The organism is Hymenobacter swuensis DY53 (genome assembly GCF_000576555.1).
Classification (GTDB): Bacteria; Bacteroidota; Bacteroidia; order Cytophagales; family Hymenobacteraceae; genus Hymenobacter; species Hymenobacter swuensis.
In genome coordinates this window covers 222,150-240,189 of sequence record NZ_CP007144.1, presented here as the reverse complement: position 1 = coordinate 240,189, position 18,040 = coordinate 222,150, and the positions used below count along the sequence as shown (strand labels likewise).

13 protein-coding genes are annotated in these 18,040 nt (G+C 54.6%); 8 read left to right on the top strand and 5 right to left on the bottom strand.

Annotated elements, in window-relative coordinates; translation table 11 throughout:
* Positions 1 to 19 precede the first annotated feature (19 nt).
* Both HSW_RS22325 and HSW_RS23990 read right to left on the bottom strand, forming a co-directional pair.
* On the bottom strand, positions 20 to 1,267 hold the full coding sequence (locus HSW_RS22325; protein WP_052345975.1) for an AlbA family DNA-binding domain-containing protein: 1,248 nt from the start codon (positions 1,265 to 1,267) through the stop codon (positions 20 to 22).
* A 260-nt stretch (positions 1,268 to 1,527) separates the two neighbouring features.
* Positions 1,528 to 2,451, bottom strand: a complete 924-nt coding sequence (locus HSW_RS23990; protein WP_155832763.1) for a hypothetical protein — start codon at positions 2,449 to 2,451, stop codon at positions 1,528 to 1,530.
* Between the two features lie 1,193 nt (positions 2,452 to 3,644).
* On the opposite strand from HSW_RS23990, the gene HSW_RS01235 reads away from it, so the two are divergent.
* The 8 genes from HSW_RS01235 to HSW_RS01200 all read left to right on the top strand — a co-directional run bounded on the left by HSW_RS01235 (position 3,645) and on the right by HSW_RS01200 (position 12,360).
* Entirely contained in the window at positions 3,645 to 4,613 is a 969-nt protein-coding gene (locus tag HSW_RS01235; protein WP_052345974.1) for a tyrosine-type recombinase/integrase, read from the top strand.
* A gap of 337 nt (positions 4,614 to 4,950) precedes the next feature.
* Positions 4,951 to 5,343, top strand: a complete 393-nt coding sequence (locus HSW_RS01230; protein WP_044000447.1) for a hypothetical protein — start codon at positions 4,951 to 4,953, stop codon at positions 5,341 to 5,343.
* 94 nt (positions 5,344 to 5,437) lie between these two features.
* Positions 5,438 to 6,229 carry a hypothetical protein gene (locus HSW_RS01225; RefSeq protein WP_044000446.1) on the top strand — a complete coding sequence of 264 codons (792 nt, stop codon included), beginning with the start codon at positions 5,438 to 5,440 and terminating at the stop codon, positions 6,227 to 6,229.
* Between the two features lie 280 nt (positions 6,230 to 6,509).
* A complete protein-coding gene (locus HSW_RS01220) occupies positions 6,510 to 9,704 on the top strand; it encodes a DUF3427 domain-containing protein (RefSeq protein ID WP_044000445.1) in 3,195 nt (1,064 codons plus the stop codon).
* 234 nt (positions 9,705 to 9,938) lie between these two features.
* Positions 9,939 to 10,424 (top strand): hypothetical protein, encoded by a 486-nt coding sequence (locus tag HSW_RS01215; RefSeq protein ID WP_044000444.1) that lies wholly within the window; start codon positions 9,939 to 9,941, stop codon positions 10,422 to 10,424.
* A 23-nt stretch (positions 10,425 to 10,447) separates the two neighbouring features.
* Positions 10,448 to 10,915, top strand: a complete 468-nt coding sequence (locus HSW_RS23350; protein WP_071883034.1) for a helix-turn-helix domain-containing protein — start codon at positions 10,448 to 10,450, stop codon at positions 10,913 to 10,915.
* A 32-nt stretch (positions 10,916 to 10,947) separates the two neighbouring features.
* A complete protein-coding gene (locus HSW_RS01205) occupies positions 10,948 to 11,439 on the top strand; it encodes a hypothetical protein (protein ID WP_155832762.1) in 492 nt (163 codons plus the stop codon).
* Between the two features lie 516 nt (positions 11,440 to 11,955).
* On the top strand, positions 11,956 to 12,360 hold the full coding sequence (locus HSW_RS01200) for a hypothetical protein (RefSeq protein ID WP_155832761.1): 405 nt from the start codon (positions 11,956 to 11,958) through the stop codon (positions 12,358 to 12,360).
* 32 nt (positions 12,361 to 12,392) lie between these two features.
* On the opposite strand, the gene HSW_RS24500 is transcribed toward HSW_RS01200, so the two are convergent.
* From HSW_RS24500 to HSW_RS01185, 3 genes are all read right to left on the bottom strand, one after another.
* Positions 12,393 to 12,554 carry a hypothetical protein gene (locus HSW_RS24500; protein ID WP_197031861.1) on the bottom strand — a complete coding sequence of 54 codons (162 nt, stop codon included), beginning with the start codon at positions 12,552 to 12,554 and terminating at the stop codon, positions 12,393 to 12,395.
* Positions 12,555 to 13,111: 557 nt separating this feature from the next.
* Positions 13,112 to 16,747: a helicase C-terminal domain-containing protein gene (locus tag HSW_RS01190; protein ID WP_155832760.1), complete on the bottom strand. Its 3,636-nt coding sequence runs from the start codon at positions 16,745 to 16,747 to the stop codon at positions 13,112 to 13,114.
* Positions 16,731 to 18,029 carry a bifunctional DNA primase/polymerase gene (locus tag HSW_RS01185; protein WP_044000439.1) on the bottom strand — a complete coding sequence of 433 codons (1,299 nt, stop codon included), beginning with the start codon at positions 18,027 to 18,029 and terminating at the stop codon, positions 16,731 to 16,733. The genes HSW_RS01190 and HSW_RS01185 overlap by 17 nt, the downstream gene beginning before the upstream one ends.
* Positions 18,030 to 18,040: the final 11 nt, after the last annotated feature.

Genomic DNA, 18,040 nt, shown 5'->3' with positions numbered 1-18,040 from the left:
CATGAGTGAGTACGAGCTTTTACCTAATAGCCAGAATGACCTCTTTAGTCACTGGCTTTCGCAAATTCTTAGCGGTCAAGGTTAAGTGAAAATGCAATTGCCGGCCCGAGGCCTGGTGCGGCACAAACACGCGCAACGGCTCTTGAAAGGCGTAGTTTTCGACTCCGTGCTTTAAGCTTTTAATGCTTTCCTGGATCAGATACTCGCCGGCATCCTCCTGCACGTGAGGATACCTCATCTGCAGAAAATGGGCTGTAGCGGTGGAATAAGATGATTGCGCTTCCGGTCGATCTATGATTTTCGTGGCAATGCTAATTCCAGCATCGTTATGTAGCCTGACCGTCAGCGAACAATCTTCCACGTACTGTTCGCTGTTATTGAGCAGAACAAAGTTTAGCTGGTGTGCCTGCTCCTCAAATTTGGCATACAGATCGTGCTCCCGGTACGCGCTTTTGACATGCAATAGGTTCTTTTCCAGTTCCTCGATACTTCGGTCCTCGTATCGGGAGCCTCCCCGTGCACCTGTTATACTCAGATTAGATAAGCCAAGTCCCTTCGGTAACTGTAGCTGCTCCATCGCTTTCAGTAAGGGAGAGTTGTTCCAATTCTCTGTTGCCTGCCGCTGACGACGCTGCTCCGCTTCCTGCTGCTGCAACTTTTCCCGTTTTTCGGCGAGAATGGAGGTAATCTTTTGGCGGGCCACTTCAGAGGGGAAGATAGCCTCCGAGCACGTAGGCGCGGAAGTCACTTTCTGATCATCGACCACTAACTGTACCTCAATCTTTCCCGCAAACGGGTCAGCCGCCTGCCGCTGGGCAAACATCCGGTCAATGTCCGCTCGCCGGAGATTGAACGTCGAGGTTCCTTTCCGGATAACAGCATGCCCGATTTTCAGGCCGGCGGAATCTTTCCGCATCATGTACGGCGGGTCGTCCGTGCCGAATATGCGGAAGACGCCGACCGCTTTCCCTTTTACCTCAATGTAGGAGTAAGCAAAAGGAATTTCGGGCTCAATGTTCTCCAGAATAGCTTTGTGATAACTGGCATCATCTAGTTGATCCTCCGGTGGCACGCCAAGTATTTCCCTCGTATTGTCCGGATAGTGTTTGACGCCTACAATCAGATATCTATCCCCCGACACTTGGGCGTTGGCCATGGCCAGCACATCTTTAATGAACTCGGGGTTGGAGGCTGGCTTATAGGCTGTCGCCTTGAAATCGACGGCCGTACTTTCCGCTTCGTGAAGAATGATCTCTTGAATAGTCATGGACAGTAATAGAATGCGACCGACTGAGTACTGGTCGGTTTAGTAGTATCCACTATTATATAAAGGAGACAGCAGCCAACTCCTTATATATATGGTGCTCCACTCGAAGATATAAATAAGGTATCATAATCGCACACTATGAAACCTAATATCGGAATAATTTTACTTTATCCTATTAAGTGATATTTATTAGAAATATCTAAATAAGTAGCGAATTAATTAAATCACAACTGATTGGGGTGCTATAAAATAGAAGTGTGCTAGCGCAAGGGGCGTTCGAGCATTTTGTCTCCAGCAAATCTGACTTGTCCTTTGCGTAGCAGTCTTGATGCGATATAGAACAGGTTCTCCTCATGATCATCAAAATGCTTCTGAAGAGAAATTTTTCCAGAGTTGACGGCTAACAACTTGTATGCATTCCACAGCCGTATGCCTTCCTTCATTTTAAGGAGACACCACGCACAAAGTTCTGCAGGAGAAGCCAACGGGCGACGAATGTTTGTGCCTATGATTTCCCCAATCGAAAATCGTTCTTCCTCTTCTTCCTGCCAGTAATCTGGGCTATAACTATACGTGTATAGAAACTCCGCCAACTCTTCTTCAGACATCGCGCAGAGTTGCCGATCATACAGGAGAATTATTCGCTTCTGGAAACTCATATATATAAGGTAGTAGAAACCTCCACCTCGTTGTACTTGTGCGATACCGATTGGACGGAGACGTCTGGAGGGTAAATGGGTTAGCACAGAAGGCAGTGACCCCAACGGGAAACTACTTAAACCTCGCCCATGAATTTGGTCCGGGTTATTAACTTCTATGGGCTGGATGCGGTCCACCAACTGAGCCAACTTAGCGAGCAATTGACCAAATACTGGTTCTTCAGTGGCCAATGAAGAGCGTGAACCAGAATCGGTGGTGTCCTTGTACCCGGGACATGATTCCCATAGATAGGGCCCAATAGATTCTAGGGTCGGGTACGGAATGTTAACTCGTTTTTCTGGCTCTACCACACCCCAGTGAAATCCACGATAGATAGGAGGAAACTCCGAATTATATTGTGTGCGAGACCCACTAATCGCCTTCTCAATCGCCAACTGCTCCTCCTTGGATGCGCCATACCCTGGCAGTAAGCGTTGTACAATCGGGTTTACGGATACCGTTTCTGGAAAGGGATTTTTATCCAATATATGTATCGAGTACCGCAAGCCATGGTAGATAACCCGCTTGTAACAAAACCAATTTTCGCCCGACTCCAACGATTGGACGAGAAAATAGGCTTTCCCTTGCCACGTAAACGCATGCCCTTTGGCCCGAACAGATATAGTTCTCCCAAAACACCAATCCAAACGCAACCACGGTGCCGGTTTGAGTGGCTGCAGACGTTGCTCGGACCATTCCTGAGCTAAGCGCGCGTGGGCGCGCCGAATCGTTTGGTAACAGTGTGGATTGAACAGCATCTCCGCAAACAGTCGTATTTCTCCACTATACATCCTCTGTGCGGCAATACAGAAGTGAGCTGACTGTTCATACGTATCTTGGGGGGAGGCAAGAGGCCAACAGATGCGATTCAGTGCTAATCGGGATAGGAAAAAAACTGATAATCCGTTTTCCTGTGCTATAATAATATACGCGAGCTAGCTCGAAACAGGGGATCAAGACTTGCTCTTCCGCCGTATCGATTACTAGATACCAGCCGTGAAGCCTATAGTGTTTCAGCTGGCTGGGCCGTGGGGACGAGGGAAATACATGGTGAAGTTTTCGTGCTAGCTGACGACCGGCATCTATCGACAAATGACGATGATTTTCCTCGGGTGTCGCTTTCTGCAGAGCAAGTAAATGGCCATCAGCCGACCAACGACTGCCGGGAATAAGCAGACCGGCCCGATACATATCCACGTCACATTCGATCGGATGTGCTTGTGAAGAAACAGTGCCATCCGCTAAGTGAGTACAAGCAAGGAAACGCGCTTGAACAGTATACGATTCACCCTGCAGTGAAGCGGGTCTTAAGCTCCCTGCTTCTATTAATTCATAGAATTGGCCTGGGGCCAATGTTGGCAAGGTAGTACCAAGCGACGCCGTAGAGGAATTTGCCATACCGCATTTGATAGAAGTGGCTTGAAGGAAAGCCATTTACTCAAAAGATAGTCATCCACTTTGAGTATTTCTTGTTCATTAACTGTGGGATATTTACTCATTCACTTTGACTTAAATAGTCATTTACTTTGAAATACAGTCATCCACTTTGGCATTTTACAGGTGGACTGGTATAACCAATGAGAAAGCAAAATCATAAGGACTGATAACATTCTCTTATCGTTCCTTATCTTAGTGAGCGGAAAAGTCGTTACTTTTCGCTCTGCTACTCCTTATATATATGGCTACCGAAAGTCAGCTGCCCGCCGCTTCGTCTCCGCCCGCCGTCCAGGTGCCGGCGCACCTGGTCAAATCCACCCAACGCTACGTGGAGTCCGGCCTGCGCGGGGCGGCCAACACGGTGCGCGCCTACGCCGGGGACTGGAAACGGTTTGCCGCCTGGTGCGGGCTGCATCAGCTCGCGGCCTTGCCCGCGCCGGTCGAGGCGCTGGTGGGATTTCTGACGGAGCTGGCGGATGCCGGGAAAAAGTTTGCGACGATTGAGCGGCACGCGGCCGCCGTTGCGAAGGCGCATGAGTTGGCGGGCGTCGAGTCGCCCACGGCGGACAAGAAAATTAAGGTGCTGCTCAAGGGCATTGCCCGGGAGATTAAGACAAGGCAAAAGCAGGCGCCCGCGTTTTCGCTGGAGAGTTTTAAGCGTATTATACGCAGTATTGATGTCACGGTGCCGGCGGGGCTGCGCAACCGGGCGCTGCTGCTGCTGGGCTTTACGGGGGCGTTTCGCCGCTCCGAGCTCGAGGCGCTGAACATTGAAGACCTGGCGTTTGATGAGGATGGCCTGGTGGTGACGCTGCCGCAGAGTAAAACCAACCAGCTGGGTCAGGCCGAGGAAAAGGCTATTTTTTATTCGCCGGATTCGGCGGTATGTCCGATTCGTTCCCTGCAGGCCTGGCTTCGAGTTTTGGAGCGTACCGAGGGGCCGGTGTTTGTGTCGCTGCGTAAGAACAATCAGGTAACTAGCCGGCGCATGACTACCAAGTACACGAATCTAATCGTGCAGCAGTACCTGGGCAGTCAGTTCACGGCTCACTCGCTTCGGGCCTCGTTCGTCACGGTGTCCAAGCTGAACGGTGCCGATGACAGTAAGGTGATGAATCAGACCAAGCACAAGACCAGTGCCATGATTCGCCGCTATACCCGCCTCGATAATGTGCGGCAGCATAATTCGGCCAAAGAGCTAGGCCTTTAAATAATATTATTCACAATACATAAGAGCATAAGTTCGACCCCGGCTCTTGGTACTCAGATTGACTGCCAAAAGGCACTAAATACTGCTTCGCTATACGCAAAAGCGGTATAAATAGCATTGATCCGCCTGATGAAAGGCTAAGAAAAGGCCGGCTACCCTCATGTGGGAAGCAGGCCTTTTGTGTTTTAGATCCATTATACACGTGTAAAAACGGGAAAATCGAGGCAAGTAAAAGCAGCTCTCCATACTATTTAGCTCAACTCTTCACTTTGTTAGTTTGACAACCTAAGAACCTTGTGTATAATTGTATTCCTCAAATGTGCCCTTTACATTTATTATGAAAATAATCTACTTAACACTACTCATTCTCGTTACTCTATTTAAGCCCTTAATGGCTCAGGATGAAAAATTTAGAGTTGACTACAACTATGTAGCGCTTTATGATGGCACAACGCAGGAATGGGGTGATTGGAATGAAGGATACAATACTTTCGTCTTTAATTACAACGCAAACAAAGACATTCTACATATTAAGGCAAATGGCACAAAAGTTATCTATAGAAAGTTATCAGGAATAGAAGAGGGAACCACAAGTGATGGTAAGCATTATCAAATATTGCGCGCCTTAGATGAAGATGGTGACAGTTTCAAATTTCAACTATTTGACGAATCATCTGATGGAGCAAAAATTATATATTCTAATCTAATGATTCAATTTTCAAATCATTAATACCCAGGTTCTTAATAAAAATCATTTCCTACTTGTGCCATAGGCTACAAGCAACCTTTCGTTTGTTTAACTGCACTTGCTTATTATTTTTTTTATGAATAAATTTTACTTCACACTTGTTTTCACCCTTCTCTCTCTCCAAGGCTTCTCGCAAAATTTCAGTACCACTATGAAGAATAGGTGGAACTGGGGAACCTCCGAGAGCCGAGTAAAAGATGAAGTCATGTCTACTCCAGGCTGGAAACTACAGGAAACTAAAGCGCTAGCAGAAGACCATAGAGGAGATAAGCAACTAACGTTCTCATCGATTGACGGTAAAATTGTAGCAGTATACTATTTCCGAAAAGGTATACTTAGTAACATAGCTTATGGCTATCCTGTAGGTGATGCCATTGAGGGTAAATTACTAGCGGGGCTCACTCAAGTAAGGCCTGTAGAGTGGGTTGACAAAGCGAATAATGCTAGACTATTGAGAAGGTTTAATGGGGATTTGGCCATTCTAAAAATCACCCCTAATTCCGTTATCATGCTCCCTAGTCCATCCTATAATTGGCTAATGGGAATGCCCAGTGCTCAAATAGATACCTATATGGTTTCTAAGAACAGCTGGCATTTAGACATGAAACGAGAAGATATGCTAGTATATGTCTCGGAAGATGGTTCTATTTCTGTCGGCTTTATGTTGAAAAGCGACAAGCTAGCTGGGCTAATGATTACTTTTTGGGATGATTCGCCGAGCAAGACATCAGAATATCTTTCCAACATAGGCCTTTCTGACCAAGAGAGTACAGTCGACAAAGAAAATGGGCTATATATCACTTATGAAAAATCAGAAGGAAAAACAACAGTATTTGTTAAGGCGACCAATACTGCCTCTACTAACTAATACAGGCTTCTAACGGAGTTTTCATTACTGGACTCTAAAGGGCTCAGCACCTTATAGTGCACTTGCAGGCCGCGAGGTCGTGACGACCAAGCGTTTGGTTATCGAATAGCTCGGAGTATCAGAGCTATTCCGGGTCTATTGGAAAGCAAAAAAGCCGCCCCCTAGTGGGGCGGCTTTTTGCTTTTTTAATACATGAAAAACGCGGCAGGATAGGCAGAAATTAAACTTAGTTTCGCATCATATTGCACAGAGTGCGTGAATTTGCGCCCTTATCTTCTCTATGTATACTGTATTGGAAACTGGCCACTACGAAACCCTCGTCACGCAACAGCTGCGGGGCCAACTTGCTACTTTAGAAACGGCGGTTTATGCCATTGCGGAAAAGAAACTGGGTGCCGACGATGCGGCGGTATTTATTACGCGGCACCTGACGCAACTGCTGGGCAATGTGCTGGGGCATTTGGCAAAGAACGAAGAGGTAAGAGAGCAATTGGCGCTGGCCAACGAGATAATTGCCTACCTACAGGACAAGTCTGATGTGCTGGCAACTGGTAGCCGCCTGGCGCCGGAAGGGCAGTTGCTGCGGGCGGTATTGCCGCGGCTGCAGTTGCCGCTGGCCGCGCAGCACGATTTGGGCAAGCACCTCGATGGCATGGAGCCGGCGCTGCGGTTTTCGCAAAGCGACCTTTTCAGCGGAGGCAATTCGGAGCTGTCGATGGAAGCCGAGTTGAAAAAGGAAATTGCGACGGCCGACCGGATTGACTTCATCGTGAGCTTTGTGAAGTGGAGCGGGTTGCGGCTGTTGCTGCCCTCACTCCAGTCGTTTGCCGAGCAAGGCAAGCCGCTGCGGCTGCTCACGACCACCTACATGGGCGCCACCGACCAAAAGGCGGTGGATGCGCTGGCTGCGCTGCCGGGGGCCGAACTGCGCATCAGCTACAACAAGGCGCACGAGCGGCTGCACGCCAAGGCGTACCTGTTCAGCCGCAACTCGGGGTTTGACACGGCTTATATCGGGTCGAGCAACATGAGCCGCTCGGCGCTGACCAGCGGGCTGGAGTGGAACGTGAAGGTGACGGCCCAGGACAATGCGGCTATTTTGAACAAGTTCCGGGGCACGTTTGAGACCTACTGGAACTCGCCGGAATTTGAGAGCTACAGCGGCTTGCCCGAACAACGCCAGAAGCTAGCCCTGGCCTTGCGTCAGGCTGATAGTGGGGCGGCGGAGCCTGATTCACTACCCAACTTTCGCATCCGGCCCTTTCCGTACCAACAGGAAATTCTGGACCGCCTAGCAGTGGAAAGGAGCCTGCGGGGACACTTCCGCAACCTGGTGGTGGCGGCTACGGGCACAGGCAAAACGGTGGTGTCGGCGTTTGACTACGCCCGTTTTGCCAAGCAGTTTACCACGCTGCCGCGGCTGCTGTTTGTGGCGCACCGGGAGGAGATTCTGCGGCAGGCCCGGGCCACGTTCCGGCACATTCTAGGGGAGGCCAATTTTGGGGAATTGTGGGTGGGGACGGAACAGCCCATGCAGTTCGATTACCTGTTTGTGTCGGTGCAGACCTTTGCCTCTCGGCTGGATTTTTTTCAGCAAACCATCCCGCGCGACTATTACCAGTACCTGGTGATTGACGAGGTGCACCACCTGGCAGCGGCTTCTTACCGGCCCATTCTGGCCTGGTTTCAACCCACCATTCTGCTGGGGCTGACGGCCACCCCGGAGCGGGCTGATGGAGAGAGCATCCTGCCGGACTTCGATAACACCATTGCGGCGGAAATCCGCTTGCCCGAGGCAATTTCGCGGGGGCTGCTGGTACCGTTTCAGTATTTCTGCATTACCGACCCCGTGGACTACCGCAACGTGCGGTGGACCAATGGGCGCTACGCCGCCGAGGACCTGACCAACGTTTACACCGGCAACGATGTGCGGGTAAGTGCCATTGTCGGCGCGTTGCAGCGCTATTTGCTGGCTCCTCACCAGGCGCGGGCCCTGGGTTTCTGCGCCACGCGGGAGCATGCCCGGCTGATGGCGGCCAAGTTTCAGGCGGCGGGTCTAAAGGCTAGTTACCTGGCCAGCGGCGACACTACGACGGAGCAGCGGCGGGCGGCGGTGGCGCAGCTGCGGCGCGGGGAACTCAACTACCTGTTCGTGGTGGACATCTTCAACGAGGGCGTTGATATTCCCGAGGTGGATACGCTGTTGTTTTTGCGGCCCACGGAAAGCCTGACGGTGTTTTTGCAGCAGCTGGGCCGGGGGTTGCGCCTGCACGAAAGCAAGGAGTGTTTAACGGTACTTGACTTTGTGGGGCAGGCCCGGCAGGAATACAGCTACGAGCAGAAGTTCCGGGCGCTGCTGGGACGCACCGGTGGCTCGGTGCTGAGCGAAGCAGAAGCGGGATTTCCGCGGCTGCCCGTGGGGTGCAGCATTCAGATGGAGCGCGAGGCCATGAAGTTTATTCTAGATAACATCAAGGCGGCCACCGGCGAGAATGTGCGGGTGTTGGAGCGGCGGATACGCGGCTTCGCCCTGGAAAGTGCACTGCCGCTCACCCTGTCCACCTTTTTGGCGCACACGCATTTTGCGCTGGTGGACATTTATCGTTCGCGCGGTGACCGGGGCTGGACGGCACTGAAAGTGCGAGCGGGGGTGCTGGCTCCGCCGGAGCTGGCGGCCACGGAAAAGCAACTGGTGGGTAGTGTCTGGCGGTTGGCGCAAGCGAACGGGCCAGCCTTTCTGGCCTTTGTGCGGCGGGTCTTTGAGGCAGTGGAAGCATTGCCACAGCTACTGAAACTGCCGCTGGGCGTGGAAATGGGGCTGATGCTGCACTACCTACTCTACCAGAAGCCGGGGCCTAAGCTGGACCTGGATTCGTTGCAGGACAGTCTGGCTACGCTACGGGCTACGCCTACGCTCGCGGCGGAGGTGCTGGAGGTAGTCGAGGTCTGCGAAGCGCAAATCAGCATTCCACCTGGGGCGTTGGCGCTACCTTATCCCTGCGCCCTGCAGCTGCATAGCCGCTACAGTCGTGATGAGATTCTGTGCGCATTTGGCGTGTGGACGTTTGAGCGCAATCCTTCCGTGCGCGAAGGGGTGTGTTATATAGCAGCGCTGAACACGGAGCTGCTGTTCGTCACACTCCAAAAGTCCAGCCGCAACTACTCGCCTACCACACTTTACAACGACTATGCTATCAGTGACACGCTGTTTCATTGGGAGTCGCAGAACAGCACGGCGGAAGACACGCCGAAGGGCATCAGCTACATTCAGCACCAGGCACAAGGGAAGCATATTCTGCTGTTTGTCCGCGAGCAGAATCAGGATGCGGCGGGCTTAACCATGACATATGTGTTCCTGGGGCCCGTGCGGTACGTGAGTCACAAGGGCAACCGGCCCATGGCGATTACCTGGGAATTGGCGACGCCGCTACCGGGGTTCCTGTGGTATGAAGCGGGGAAAATGGCCGTGGGGTAGGCTATGTCCGGCACCTTTGCAGCTAGCAGGGAAACTGACTCTTAAAACGGATAGTCTAAGCCCTTTGGCAAGATGCACCAATCACATTAGTTTGAGCCGTTATACGTGCTAAAAAAGCGCGCAACTTCGTTGCCCTTTCCAGGAGCCGGCCAGATGCGTTGACACTGTTATTTTTTTCGGGGCACTTGCGAAGGCAGAAAAATAATCTACATTTGACTTAACTTTTAAGGTAAGTTGGTCGTTTACATCGAAGAATACCGCCAAATGCCGAAGGTGAATTTTTACACCGTTCGGCTTGAAAACGAAGAAGATAGTGAGACTGACCGGTTCATTTCCCGTTTCATTGCTAGCCACGAATACCGGCCAGACCTTGAGGTTATCCTCGCGGCTCTGGAAGAAATCGGGGCTAAGCGTGGAGCACTTCCACCCGGCGATGCCACTTTGTTCCGTCCTGAAAAAGACGCGATGGCGCTTCCTCCCCCGCAAGCCTACGGCAACCTGCTGCGCTTGTATGGATTCATCTGCTCGGACGATATAATGGTCCTTGGCGGTGGTGGCCGCAAGACCACCAAAAAAGCGCAGGACGGCGACACCCGGCCCGCGTTTCGTATGATGAACCAGGTAGCGGAAATCCTGAAGCACCGCCTAGCGAATCAGACCGTTTGGATTGAAAACCAACAGCTGCACGGCGCGTACCAGCAGATGAACCTACCGGGCTAACATAAAAATCAACCCCTCCCATCATGGCTAGCAAGTATTTCGGCCACATCGAAATATCCCCCGAGGCCCGGCAATTCGTGGAACGCTCGTTCCTTATCGCCGACCAAATCAAACATTCATTGCGTACACAAGGGCTGACGCAAAAGGACTTGGCCGAACGGCTGGGTAAGAAAGAGCCCGAAGTAAGCCGGATGCTGACCGGCACCCACAACTTTACCCTTAAAATGCTCATCCGTTTGGAGCAAGCACTGGGGACGCAGCTGGTAACTACGCCGCAGGAAGTGCAAAGCAAAGCCGTGGCTGTCACGCTACACGATTCAGTGGCAACGGACGATTTCACCAGCGCCGATTGGCACAAGATGGTGATGTTTGTTGCACCCGAAGAAAAGCCGCCGCGAGCGAGTAATCACACTGCCGGAAACCAACCTAAAAAAGCTGCCGGTCAACCGGCAGCTTTTTCTGTGTTATCTGAGGTTTGTGACCTTTACTAAAAACTTTCGTTCACGTTTATTTTATCTTTCTGTTGAGCGCCAAATCTGTTTCTCCGGCCACATTTAAAGTTGACCAGATTAAATTTCTGGAAAGCCGGGTTGTTTTGTTTCGCATGGACAATCAACTTGACCCGGTTATTGCTGGCAAGCAGTTGAGTGGATTCGACTATCGAATCACAACCGAGCAGGATATGGATGCCAAGAAGTGCATCGTGCGGGTTCGGATTGGGGTCGTTATCCAAGCTACGCTAAAAGACGCTGCCGAGAAAATAGAAGTTGGGGAAATACGCACCGAAACAGTTTTTAAAGTAACCCAATTGCCCAAGCTATTGACCAGTAGCCAACAAAATGGGTCACCTGCAATGCCGGCGCCTATTGGCGGGACGATGATTGGGTTAGCTTATTCCACTACACGGGGACAGTTGTTGGCGCTCGGTGCAGGCACAATTTTAAGCCGCGCATTTCTACCCGTTGTCAATCCCATACAGTTGCTGCAAAACGCGGGGGCTGAGGTTAAGGGCTAGACTCAATTTGCTGCCGCTCATTGTTGACAACGTTATATCAAGTTTGATTAAGGCACGTCAAACGTGTTCACGGAAAGAAGCCTCTGTATCCACTGAAGCCTTGCGTAACACGCGGGAGTAGTCGTAGGTGGTGCGGGGGCTTCTGCTTTTGATGGGTGGCGGCTACTGCCGGGCACCGAAATAAATAGCAACGGTCATTTTTGCAACATCTTGTTGCAAATATATAATAGTGCAACAAGCTGTTGCACTAGCACCAGTGATATATTCAGCACAACAGCCTTATCAGTGTCCAACGTCGATACCTGTTCCCGCCTGGAGCGGTTGAAACAGCCCATACACCTATATACCCTGGCGCAGGAGGATCAGGAGGCACAATGGACGGCAAAGCTCCCTGATGACCTTCTAGGCGTTTTTCGCAATGCCACATAAGCACTGGGGCCGCCACGCCTAGTAAATGGCCTGTACCACGTAGTTCCTACGGCGGCCGACAGCCTGGCGCTGAATCAGGCTGAAACGATGCTGGAAAATGCCAGCGCGCAGTGGCCTGACTCCCTATTAAGCAGCCGTCAACTGAACCTACTGACGGGCACAGTTCCGGCAATGCCTTCCATTGCGTACCTGCGCACTGACTTGTACCGGCTGATTGCTGCGGAAGAAACCGACAGACCAGGTAACGAGAACAGCACTGCACCACTTGCCCGCTACCTGCAGGATTGGGAGGCTCAGCGCCGCGACAGGAAGGAAGACCCCATGCCCTGGCTGCGGCGGCTGCAGGAGGAACAGCCGCTGACCACTTTTGAGCAGGCACTACAGCGACAACAACAATATCTCGCACAACTGGGCCAGATACGGCAGCGGACGCAACAGCTGCAGGCCCGTCTGGCGCAGGTTGCCGCGCCGACCAGTCAAAGTTCTAAATAAGCTTCTTTTCTAAAGTTTGCAATCTTATATTCCTATTCGCGGTTGCGGGCGTCGTCGCCGAGTAGCAGGTGGAGTACACCAGCTGCGTCGGCATGAAGGGGCTGGACCAGGGGCATCGAAGGGTAGCACCTCAACCGGGGCGGTGGGGCCGGAACGAGCTGCAGCTGGCGAATGAGGGTGGGGCGGGTAGCCATTCTATAAAGTGTGAAGAACTTGAGCAGCAGGGCCGCAGCGGACTCGCCGCCCCAGTAAGTAGCGGCGTCGGGCGTGGCCCAGCGGTAGGGCTGGCGGACCAGCTCGGGCTCGGTGAGCCGGTGAAGAGCATGTGCACTGCGTCCGTATACCGGGTTGGCATTAGGCTTCGGGCTTGGGCTTTTGGGGTTTGGGCTGACCTGGATCAGCCCAAACCACTCAGTGACGGGGTGGTGGAACTAGGCATTACCGGCGCGTAGAAGAGGCCCTGGCGGCGCAGCTCCTCCCCCATTTCCAGAGTAGTATAAGGGAGCAGCCCCCAAGATCGGCCGGGCGGGTGCTGCCTGTGAGCCAGTAGCGGAGTAGCCTTCCAGAGATAAATGTCCTTGGCTTCAACAGTGAAGGCAGCTTCTTGCCCAGCATACCTTCACGGCTCTTTGATCTGAGCCAATAAGGCCCGTTATTCTCTATTTTTTCCACTTGTCTATTTGGTATGGACAAGTGGAAAAAGTGGACAAACTATATTGATACAGGGAACTACTACCTTATCAAAAGGCTGCTATTGGCTCAGCTCTAGAAGCCGCGATACACTCAGTTCGCGGCGGTGGAAGTCGGCGCCGAGCTCCAGGAGCTTGAGCAACGGGCCGGCCGTTTGCTCAAATAGCGCTGTGGGAGTGCCAAACCGATGGAAGGCCTCTACTTCCAGCTCATCGAGGACGTTGGCGTAGAAGCCGGTGGCGGCGCGGGCGTCGAGCACGACGAAGGCGCCCCGGTCGCGCTGACGGCGCACGAGACGGCCAAAACCCTGTCGCAGCTTCAGACGGGCGGCGGGACGGTAGAACTGCCCCCAGAATACCTCATCGGGCTCATAGCGTTTCCGGTGGCTGATCAGTGGCTCGCCCAGGGAGGGAAACGGCAGTCGCCATACGATAACCTGGGAAAGGGTGGGTCCGGCGAAATCGACACCGGTCCACATGCGGTCGACGCCGAGCAGTACGCTTTGCTCAAGCTGGCGGAAGCGGCGGATTTCCCACTGGCTGGCCCCGTTCTGCACCAGCAGCTCAATATCGTGGGCGGCCAGCCGCTCACGAAGCCAGTCGGCGGCCAGGTGCATTTCCTCGTTGGAGGTGAACAGTACCAGGGTACGGCCTTCAAGGGCCACCAACAGCGGTAGCAAGGTTCGTAGCTGGATTTCGCACCAGGCGCGCTTCTCATCGGGGCGGGCACCGGCACGGAACTGCGGCAAGTACGTGGGAATCCCCGCTAACACCTGCTCGCCCCGCTCATTGTTGTAATCAAACAGCGGCCGGATGCGCTGCTCACCGGCGAAGGGCACGCGCAAATCCAGCTGCTGGCGGAAATACTGCAGCGTGCCCTGCACGTAGAGCGTGGCCGAGGTGAAGATGACGGACCGGAACTGCTCCAGCAAGGGTTTATCGGGCTCCCGGCTCAGGCGCTGCAGGGCGGCCCGCGCCGCCAGCCAGCGGGCCTGGAAGGCCTCGTCGGCTTCGTCCGGCTCGCGGACCAGGGGATGGCCGGTGGCCGGGTCGGGCGTGGCGCCCAGGTACGACCAGAGCTCGTAGGGCTGGCGGCCCAGCTGCCAGCTCAGCGGGCCGGCGACAGGGTCACGCTCGACAACGGGCACGTAGCCCCGGCAAGGAAACTCCGACAGGAGCCGTACCAGGATTTCAGCTTGGCTTTGGGCCAGCTCGGCGAAGCGCTCGGCACGGCGATACAGCCGCTCGTCGTAGCTACCGCTGCTTTCCACGTCGGGGGCATCTTCGTCCGCTGCCTCGCCGCTGGAGAGGCTGATATTGAGGGCCTGAACCAGGTGGCGCCGCAGGCATCCCAGCTGGTGGGAGGCGTCGGCAAGTGGGGGCTGCAATGGTTGCAGGGCGGCCACCAGCTCCTGATGGAAGGGGCGGAAGATGGGAGGCCGGCCATGTTCCGCCACGCGCAGATTGTCTTGCCAGTGCGTACCGCCGGCCGGGAAGGGCAACGGGGCCAGACGGCCGCCGCGGCTCTGGAACTGACTGCTCAGGTGGGTCAGCAGCAACTGGCTTTCGCGCAGCGGCTCGTAGGAGGCCGCGACGGCCCGGGCAGCGGTGCGGAGCGCCTGACGGCGCCGGAACGGGGCGCTTTCAATGGCTAACAGCTGCCAGGCAGCGTCGGCGCTTTGGCGGGTGTCGGCGGCGACAGGCGTTTCGAGCATCAGCAGGGCTACCTCCTCCAGCAGGGCGGCCTGACTACCCAGCTCGGCCAGGCGGGCCTCTTCCACCAGCTCGTAGGCGGCGCGGCTAGCCTCGTCGGGACCGGGCTGTTCGGCAGCGGGCACTTCGCGCCACAACTGCTCCTGCACTTCGTAGAGGCGCTCGTCCAGCTCGGGGAGGAAGGGCACCGCACGGCGCTCCGTCCTGGCCTCGTCCTGGGGCTTGCTGTTGGCGGTGGGGCGTCGACTAGGCAAGCGGCTACCGTCGAGCAACGGCTCGAACAGCTCTTCCTGTAGCTCGCGGGCGTCGAGGCTGCTGGCCAGGGCCGAGCGGAAGTTGTCAGGGAAGCGGTCGGCCTCATCGATGACGCACACGGTAGCGCGCTCTACCACCTTAAGGGGCAGCAGGGCCAGCTTATGGTGGTTGACGATGAGCAGGTGGGCCTGCTCAGCACGGGCGCGGTGAGCCGGATACACGCAGGGCTTGCGCCCCGGCAACGGGGCATGCCGGCAGGCCCGGTCGGCCGCAACACGGCGAACGAGGCCGCGCAGGAACGGCCCGAGCTGCGGGTGGGCGTTTAGGGGACGGGCCACCCCTTCTATCTCGCCTTCGGTGTCGCGCAGGCGCAGCAGCAGATACAGCCACGCTAGTCCCTCGGCCCAGTCGGCGCTGAGCTGAAAGCAGTCGTCGTAGGCCTGAGCCAGGGCCATGGCGCACAGGTAACAGTTTTTTCCCTTGAGCGTGGCCGTGCGGATGGCCTGGTAGCGCGGGTTGCGGCGGCCGTCGGGCTCGCGCAGCAGGCGGGGCAGCTCGCCACGGCGCATCTGCTCCTGCAGGTTTTTGGTGGAGGTGGCTACGACCACCAACGCTGATGGCGCGTGGCGCAGGTACTCCAGCGCCGGCACCAGGTAGCCGTAGGTTTTGCCGGTGCCGGTACCGGCCTCAATGGCATACGCGCCCCGGCCGCCGATGGACTGGGCCACGAACTGGGCGTACTCAACCTGTTGCGGGCGGGTTTGCAGCTTGTCTTTGCTGTCGCGGCCGGCACCGGCCAGGCGCTTGCCCAGCTCCTCAAAAGCATCGGCTACCTGCTTTTCCGATACATCGCCCAACCCCAGCTCAGGAGCGGTGGCATCGTCGGGCCGGTCGCGCCAACGGGCCAGATAGTTGAAGACCAGGGTTTCTACGTGCTCAGAGGAAGGCCAAGCGGGCAATGCCGGCGGGATGGACAGCGGCTGGTCGGTTGGCGCAGGGGTGGCCTCGTCGCAGCAACGAGGCTGGCGGGCTAGGGTATGCAGCAGGCGGTAGGCGCGGGAGGTACGCTGACGAGGCGCGCGACGCACGACGCTGTCGAGCAGGCTAAAAATGGGCAACCACTGCTGGGGGCCGGTACCCTCGGGGCGCAGCAGGCTGGCGAGGACGCGGCGCAGGGCCCGGCGCATGGCGTAGAGCACAAACGGCAACTGCGGCACCCGGCCATCGGCGTTGCGCTTGGCATAGCCTAGCTGCTCACTGGCAGCTTTGTCGCGCACGACGAAGGTGCGCAGCAGCTCGTCGGCGTCGTCCAGCTCCTCACCGGGCAGGAAAAAGGCCAGCAACTCATCGAGTCCGATGCATACGGGCGGGCGCTCCAGGCCAGCCAGCACGCACTGCTCCAGCCAGTGGCGCTCGGCGGATGGCTCACCGGCCCGGTCCATGATAAGCAGCACGTCGAACCCGGCCAGTACGGGCTGAATGGTGGCGGCCGCCTCGCCCCAAGTAGGATGCTGCCGGGACCGGTCGCGGCCGATACCGCTGGCTTCGGTCACGGCTTTGGGGTAGTCGCGCTCGGGGTTGAGCAGCCAGTGTTCTACCTCGGCGCCGGGCTGCAGGGGCAGCACGCCCAGGTGAAGCAGGCCGTGTTTGGTATCGGGGCGGTACGCACCGGTGGCGAACAAGTGCGCTACCGCGACACGCACAGCAGCTTTATTAGTACCAACCGCCATACCCTTCCCTGTCGAGGTAGATGGAATAATAGTCCTCCTTATTATCCTGACGTTTCCTCAAGATTGCGCGCAAGCATTTAGCCATTATGAGTGCATCTGACTCAGCATCAGGTATTTGATGCACATCGTAGCGAAACAAACTTAGGTAGAGGTCAGCTAACGTATTTGCTTTATTTCCGCCACGTGGTTTTTTAAGACAAACTAAATTCAGTTGTGTTAGCGTGTGATAAAGTGAATACTGAGTTGATTTTTCCTGCAGTAAGGCCAGCACAGGCTTCACATCGAAAGAAACCAAAGCAGTACATAACCGCAAGTCGCGGTTGAGTTCTTTGAAGACGGTGAGTGGATCTTGGCTCAGCAGAGTGTTTACTTCTGTGGAGTAGCTTGTGGCGCCAGAAGCTGAAACAGCTACTTGGGGTTTTAGCAAGTAGGATCGACGGTTATGCACCTTCCCTAATTTATCCATCACAACCCAAGCAATTTGCCGTAGGTCAGCAGTAGCGCTGAGTGGCATGTTTGCTTCTGGCCTGATACATACAACGCAAAAAATTTCTCCTCCCTCTACATCTGCAGCATTCCACTCTTCTAAATCGGTAGGAACATTGGGTTTAGCTACTTCAAAGTCATTCTCTTTGTACCCATCCCTGCCTTCAATGAATTGTGCGTCACAGTGCTTTCGCACAATATCGTACAAGCCTGACTGCTTTACTCGTTGCGGTAATGCGCGGGGCAGCCTGCAGTTCAAGAACTCATACCTGTTACCGGTGTGATGGAGAGAAGGAGGTAAGACTACATGCGTGCTCCACAAAAATTCAATCTTATCGAACCGTTGCAGGTATCCGTCACCGGGCATGAAGGTAGTTACCACATGATTACTTGCTGATGGAGCTAAGCTATTGGACTGAATGCGAAATTTATCGGCGTACACAAATATGTGGAAGCCGCTACCGCTGCCTGACGTTACCACCCATTCATAAGAAGGAGGCAACCCAAGCTCAGCTAATGTTTTCTCCACTAGCTTGTAATCGGTACAACCATCTATATCTATAACCAACAAAGATTTAGGACCCGAGACAGTACCTAGCCCAGTGGCGTTATTCCAAGTTAGTTGTTTAAACTCATCATCTGACTGCGGCTGGGTGAAAAGGTGCTGCCACTGATGGTCAGGCGTTTTAAATATGTTTTTATGAAAAAAATTATGCTCGTTAAGGATATTACTAATCCGCGTTACCGGCAGGCCTAGCTTGCGGTAATGACTGGCAAACAGCGAAAGGTTTGTCATGAGGGTGAAGC

Bases quoted from the DNA above. Each gene is read 5' to 3' on its own strand.
- HSW_RS24500 (WP_197031861.1), bottom strand. From the start codon at position 12,554: ATGGCTACCCGCCCCACCCTCATTCGCCAGCTGCAGCTCGTTCCGGCC.
- HSW_RS01230 (WP_044000447.1), top strand. From the start codon at position 4,951: ATGAAAATAATCTACTTAACACTACTCATTCTCGTTACTCTATTTAAG.
- HSW_RS01190 (WP_155832760.1), bottom strand. From the start codon at position 16,747: ATGGCGGTTGGTACTAATAAAGCTGCTGTGCGTGTCGCGGTAGCGCAC.
- HSW_RS01185 (WP_044000439.1), bottom strand. From the start codon at position 18,029: ATGACAAACCTTTCGCTGTTTGCCAGTCATTACCGCAAGCTAGGCCTG.
- HSW_RS23350 (WP_071883034.1), top strand. From the start codon at position 10,448: ATGGCTAGCAAGTATTTCGGCCACATCGAAATATCCCCCGAGGCCCGG.
- HSW_RS01200 (WP_155832761.1), top strand. From the start codon at position 11,956: ATGCTGGAAAATGCCAGCGCGCAGTGGCCTGACTCCCTATTAAGCAGC.
- HSW_RS01225 (WP_044000446.1), top strand. From the start codon at position 5,438: ATGAATAAATTTTACTTCACACTTGTTTTCACCCTTCTCTCTCTCCAA.
- HSW_RS01220 (WP_044000445.1), top strand. From the start codon at position 6,510: ATGTATACTGTATTGGAAACTGGCCACTACGAAACCCTCGTCACGCAA.
- HSW_RS22325 (WP_052345975.1), bottom strand. From the start codon at position 1,267: ATGACTATTCAAGAGATCATTCTTCACGAAGCGGAAAGTACGGCCGTC.
- HSW_RS01235 (WP_052345974.1), top strand. From the start codon at position 3,645: ATGGCTACCGAAAGTCAGCTGCCCGCCGCTTCGTCTCCGCCCGCCGTC.